The organism is Pseudonocardia sp. KRD291 (genome assembly GCF_019263595.1).
Taxonomy (GTDB): Bacteria; Actinomycetota; Actinomycetes; order Mycobacteriales; family Pseudonocardiaceae; genus Pseudonocardia.
In genome coordinates this window covers 1-5,459 of the sequence record NZ_JADQDD010000359.1, presented here as the reverse complement: position 1 = coordinate 5,459, position 5,459 = coordinate 1, and the positions used below count along the sequence as shown (strand labels likewise).

Genomic DNA, 5,459 nt, shown 5'->3' with positions numbered 1-5,459 from the left:
CCGTCCCGGGCCGCCTGCGAGCGGCTGCGACGGGCCATCCTCCGTCCCGGGCTCCGTCCGGTCGGACTGCGCTCCGTCCGCGGCCGGGGCGGCCACCGACGCGTCGCGGTCGGTCACCGGCACACCGGCGTCGGCCTCCGGTCTCTCCCCGGCGTGCCTGCGCGACGGGGCATCGAGCTCGTCGCGAGGCCCCTCCGGCCCGGTCAGCCCGCGCAGCACGCCGTCTCCGACGGGACCGGTCGTGTCGTGCACCCGCGATCGCAGCGTCGTCTCCGCCGGCAACCCGCCCCGGCCGACCCGTCCCGCGACGTAGCCGACCAGCGACTGCGCCCACAACATCGCCGTCACCCGGTCGGCATCCGGCAGGACGACCTCGACCCGCCCCGGGTCGGCCTCGTCACCCGTGCCGTCACCCGTGCCCTCGGCCGTGCCCTCGCCCATGGCGTCGCCGCGGTCGTCGACCAGCCCATCGCCGCCGGCGGGCGACTCCCGCAGGCGGATCTCCCCGCGAGGTGGGACCAGCCGACCGGCCCGCTCCGCGACGTCGCGCACCACCGCGGCCGCGGACGGGTGCCGCACCGGCCGGTCGCCCTGCCACAGATCGAGCACGACGAGGTAGTCACCGACGTCCACGACCGCGCCGCCGGACGACTCGGCGCCGCACCCCGTCGACGCATGGTGCCCGTTCCGGGCGGAGGACGCGGTCGCCGGATCGGACGCCACGTCCGCGCCGGGCGTCGGCTCGTCGTCCCCGGTCACGACCCGGCCGTCGAGCCGCTCCGGACCCGGACCGTCGTGCCCGTTGACGTGCGGCGCCGCATCGGTCTCCGGGTGGACGAGCCACGCTCCCGGCATCAGCGCGGCCCACGGTTCGCGACGCATCGGCGTCGCCTGCTCACCGGTCGACCCGTCACCGTCACCGCGCGCTCCGGCCACCGGCCCGAGCGGCTCGTCAGCGACCGGCCCGAGCGGCTCGTCAGCGACCGGGCGGGAACCGGACCCGTCGCTGCCCGGGTCGGAGGTCGGAGCGGCCGGTCGCGACGCCGCCTGCCGCAGCTCCTCCACCATCGCGTCCGCGAGCGGTGCACCGCTGTCGGCGGTCGCGTCCGGCCGACCGAGCCGACCCGGGCCGTACCAGGACCTCTCGGCCCACTCCAGGAGATGGCCCCGGATCTCGTCGGTCCCCTCCGGCGACGGCGACGGACCCGGTACCGCATCCACGACGTCCCCGGCCCCGCACTCGTCCGGCCCACGCTTCGCAGGCGCGTGCCCCTCGGTCCGACGCTCGTCCGGTCGGTGCTCGTCCGGTCGGTGCTCGCCCGATCGGCGCTCGCCCGGCCCGTGCTCGACCGGCCCGTGCTCGCCCGATCCGTGCTCGACCGGTCCGCGTTCCTCTTGTCCAGCGGTCCACGGACGAGCCGCATCGGCCGCGTCGAGTGCGCCGACGGCACCCGCAACGGTGCCGTGCCGGCCGCGACGGCGGGGCTTCCCCGAGCCCTCGTCGATCCGCGCCGCACCGATGTCGTCGACCGGCGAGACATCGAGAAGGCCCGCGCCCGGGAGGGCCACGTCGGCCGGGCGCGCCGGCGGCACGGTGCCCGCGTGGAGTCCGCAGACGGAGGTGAGGGCATCCCGGAACCGCTGTGCGCTGCTCCGGTCCACCCGCTCCGCGACCGTGCCGGCCCGCAGCGCGGCGAGCGCCTCGCGGTACTCGCCGATCCCCTCGTGCACCTCGGCCTGGGTCGCACGGCACGCCGCCTCGAGCGACGGCGCCCCGGCGTCGGCCGCCCGGTCGGCGACGTCACGCAGCGCGGCTGCCGTACGCGCCGCGGTGTCCGGCAACGCGCGGGCGAGGATCAACCGCAGCAGGACCCCCTGACGGCCGGTGTCGACCTGCTCGTGCTGATCACGGACCGCCCGGACCGCCGTCGACACCTCGGCGGACGACGCGTCGTCGAGCAGCGCGGTGATCCACTGGCTGAACAGCGCGGCAGCGAGATGCGGTGAGGTCGGGACGGCGTCGGGGACATCCGGGGTCCAGCCCAGGTTCGCGAGGCCGTCGAGTGCCGACTCCACCGCCGCCCGGCCGTCACCCGACGACCGGTGGATCGACCCCACGAGCAGGTCGGCGAGAGCGGCCGGCTCCGCGCGCAGCCGGCTGCCGAGCACGTCGACGGACCGCTTCAGGTCCGGCAGTTCCCCGCCGTCGCCGGCGAGGGCGCAGCGCACCAGTACCGCGAGCCGGTCGAGCTCCAGCTCGCTCGACTCGACCCCGGGTTCCTGCCGGGCAGGCCGGGCATCGGCGCCCGCAGGCCCGGCCACCAGCGACCGCGCCTGCTCGAGGTCGCCGTTGCTCTGCGCGATCACCGCGAGCTCGACCCGCAGGCGCGCCGCGTCCGCGTCGCCGATCCGCGCCCCACCCGGGAACGCGTCCCACGCCGTCAGGGTCTCGACGGCCGCGCCGCGCGCGTCCTCGGTCGCGGCCCGCCCGTGCAGGTACCACCCGGCCGCACGCAGCCAGAGCGATCCGTCACCGGCGGCCACCGCGTCGTCGACGACCTGCCGGGCGAGCTCGGCGGTGAGCCGCGGCCTGCGCCACCGCAGGGCCGCCGCCGCCTCGAGCATCTCCGGTCCGCTCGTACCGGACCGGCCGCCACCACCGCTTCTCCCGGACGGGCCGTGCCGATGACGCAGCTCCGACGTCACATCGCCTCCTGTGACACCACCGGCCCGGCCGCCCTGAGACGCGGCTCCCCCACCGGGAGGCGGGGAGCGCCCGGTCTGGTGGTGATCAGTCCCGGGTGAGCTTACGGTGCGTGACGCGGTGCGGTCGCGCGGCGTCCGCCCCCAGACGCTCCACCTTGTTCTTCTCGTAGGACTCGAAGTTGCCCTCGAACCAGAACCACGAGGCCGGGTTCGAGTCGCCGCCCTCCCAGGCCAGGATGTGGGTACACACCCGGTCCAGGAACCAGCGGTCGTGGGAGATGACCACGGCGCAGCCCGGGAACTGCTCGAGCGCGTTCTCGAGCGAACCCAGCGTCTCGACGTCCAGGTCGTTCGTCGGCTCGTCGAGCAGGATCAGGTTCCCGCCCAGCTTGAGAGTCAGTGCCAGGTTCAGCCGGTTGCGCTCACCGCCGGAGAGCACGCCCGCCGGCTTCTGCTGGTCCGGGCCCTTGAAGCCGAACGCCGCCACGTAGGCGCGGGAGGGCATCTCGACGTTGCCGACCTGGATGTAGTCCAACCCGTCGGAGACCGTCTGGAAGACGGTCTTCTTCGGGTCGAGCCCGCCACGGTTCTGGTCGACATAGGACAGCTTCACCGTGTCACCGATCCGCACCTCACCGGAGTCGGCGGGTTCCAGACCGACGATCGTCTTGAACAGCGTCGTCTTGCCCACGCCGTTCGGGCCGATGACGCCGACGATCCCGTTGCGGGGCAGGGTGAACGACAGGTCCTTGATCAGCTGACGGCCGTCGAAGCCCTTGTCCAGGTGCGAGACGTCGACGACGGTGCTGCCCAGACGCGGCCCCGGCGGGATCTGGATCTCCTCGAAGTCGAGCTTGCGGTGCCGATCGGCCTCGGCCGCCATCTCCTCGTAGCGGTCGAGCCGCGAACGGCTCTTCGCCTGGCGGGCCTTCGGGTTCGACCGAACCCAGGCCAGCTCGTCCTTGAGGCGCTTCTGGAGCTTCTGGTCCTTCTTGCCCTGGACGGCGAGGCGCTCGCCCTTCTTCTCCAGGTACGTCGAGTAGTTGCCCTCGTACGGGTAGGTGCGGCCGCGGTCGATCTCCAGGATCCAGCCGGCCACGTTGTCCAGGAAGTACCGGTCGTGGGTGACGGCCAGGACGGCGCCCGCGTAGCTCGACAGGAACTGCTCCAGCCACAGGACGCTCTCGGCGTCCAGGTGGTTCGTGGGCTCGTCGAGCAGGAGCAGGTCGGGCTTGGAGAGCAGGAGCTTGCACAGCGCCACCCGGCGGCGCTCACCGCCGGACAGGTGCGCGACCTCCGCGTCGCCGGGGGGACACCGCAGCGCGTCCATGGCCTGCTCGAGCTGGGAGTCCAGCTCCCACGCGTCGGCGTGGTCGAGCTCCTCCTGGAGCGCGCCCATCTCCTCCATCAGCTCGTCGGTGTAGTCGGTCGCCATCTGCTCGGCGATCGCGTTGTACCGGTCGAGCTTGACCTTGATCTCCCCGACGCCCTCCTCGACATTGCCGAGGACGGTCTTCTCCTCGTTCAACGGGGGCTCCTGCTGCAGGATCCCGACCGTCGCGCCGGGCGCCAGGATGGCGTCTCCGTTGTTCGCGTGCTCGAGCCCCGCCATGATCTTGAGCACCGTGGACTTACCGGCCCCGTTGGGCCCCACGACACCGATCTTCGCGCCCGGCAGGAAGCTGATCGACGCGTTCTCGAGGATGACCTTGTCGCCGTGCGCCTTGCGCACGTTTCTCATCGTATAAATCAGGTCCGCCACGTTTGCAATGGTAGTTCGCCCACGCTCAGGCATCAGCGGCCGGTACTGCCACCAGGGGACGTGAGTCCGCGAGCTCCGCCTCCTCGCCCCGGTACGACCGCGCTTCCTCGCCCTCACCAGCACGGGGCTCGGGAACGTCGGCCCCGCCGTCCGCCACGACCGGGGACGCATCGGTGGCGTCGACGGCCGGCCGCGTCGTGCGGCGCACGATCGCCCGCGACCGTCCCAGGTCCGGCCCGACCGACTGCGCCTCGAGCTTGAGCTCCGACCGGAGCGTGCCGTCGGCACGTGTGTACTCGCGGGTGGAGAACCGCGCGTGCACGAGCACCGGGTCACCCCTGTGCAGGCTGTCCAGCACGTTCTCCGCGAGCTTGCGCCAGCACGTGACGGTGAAGAAGCTCGCCTCGCCGTCCTCCCACAGCCCCGTCGACCGGTCCTGCCTGCGGCTGTTGCAGGCGAGACCGAACTCGACGACCTGCACACCGTCCTTAGTGCTCCGCGAGACGGGCTGGTTGGTCAGGTTGCCGGACACGGTGATCAGGGTTCGCATGACGATCTCCTCGAGAGGCTGCGGTGGAACTGTCCTGTCCAGCATCACTGCGCCACCGCGAGATGCACCCGCGCTTCGAGATCTGGGGACGGGCCGCGCAGGTTGTGGACACCCACGACTCATCCGGAGCAACCCGACCCACGACCGTCGGACGTCGGCACTCACCCGGCCGAGGATCACTCCGGCCCGGACACATCCACGCCCGGACCGACGCCGCGGCCGGCCGGCCGGCCGGCAACAGATGTCCGGCCGTCACGTAATGGTCGGCCTGAGCGCCATTACGTGACGTTCGGCGCGACACCCCGGACCGGAAACAGACCGGGCGTCACCTCCCGGACCCGCAACCAACCATTCCGTGACGCCCACCCGCGCACCGCAATCAGCACAACGCAAAAAAGGAGAGGGCCCGCACAGATCACTCTGTACGGGCCCTCTCACATT

The 5,459-nt window shown here is 72.7% G+C and carries 3 protein-coding genes; all 3 read right to left on the bottom strand.

The genetic code is table 11. The features are described from left to right. Positions 1–2,625 (bottom strand): hypothetical protein (locus tag I4I78_RS29580; protein WP_218614797.1); only part of this gene is annotated, 2,625 nt, incomplete at its 3' end. 166 nt (positions 2,626–2,791) lie between these two features. Further along, on the bottom strand, positions 2,792–4,468 hold the full coding sequence (gene ettA, locus I4I78_RS29575) for an energy-dependent translational throttle protein EttA (RefSeq protein WP_218614796.1): 1,677 nt from the start codon (positions 4,466–4,468) through the stop codon (positions 2,792–2,794). A gap of 25 nt (positions 4,469–4,493) precedes the next feature. Then, complete coding sequence (gene ssb / locus I4I78_RS29570; RefSeq protein WP_218614795.1) at positions 4,494–5,018, bottom strand: single-stranded DNA-binding protein; 525 nt, start codon at positions 5,016–5,018, stop codon at positions 4,494–4,496. Positions 5,019–5,459: the final 441 nt, after the last annotated feature.

What these genes read in the sequence shown, in the direction of transcription:
- ssb (WP_218614795.1), bottom strand. Translation starts at nt 5,018, where the DNA reads ATGCGAACCCTGATCACCGTGTCCGGCAACCTGACCAACCAGCCCGTC.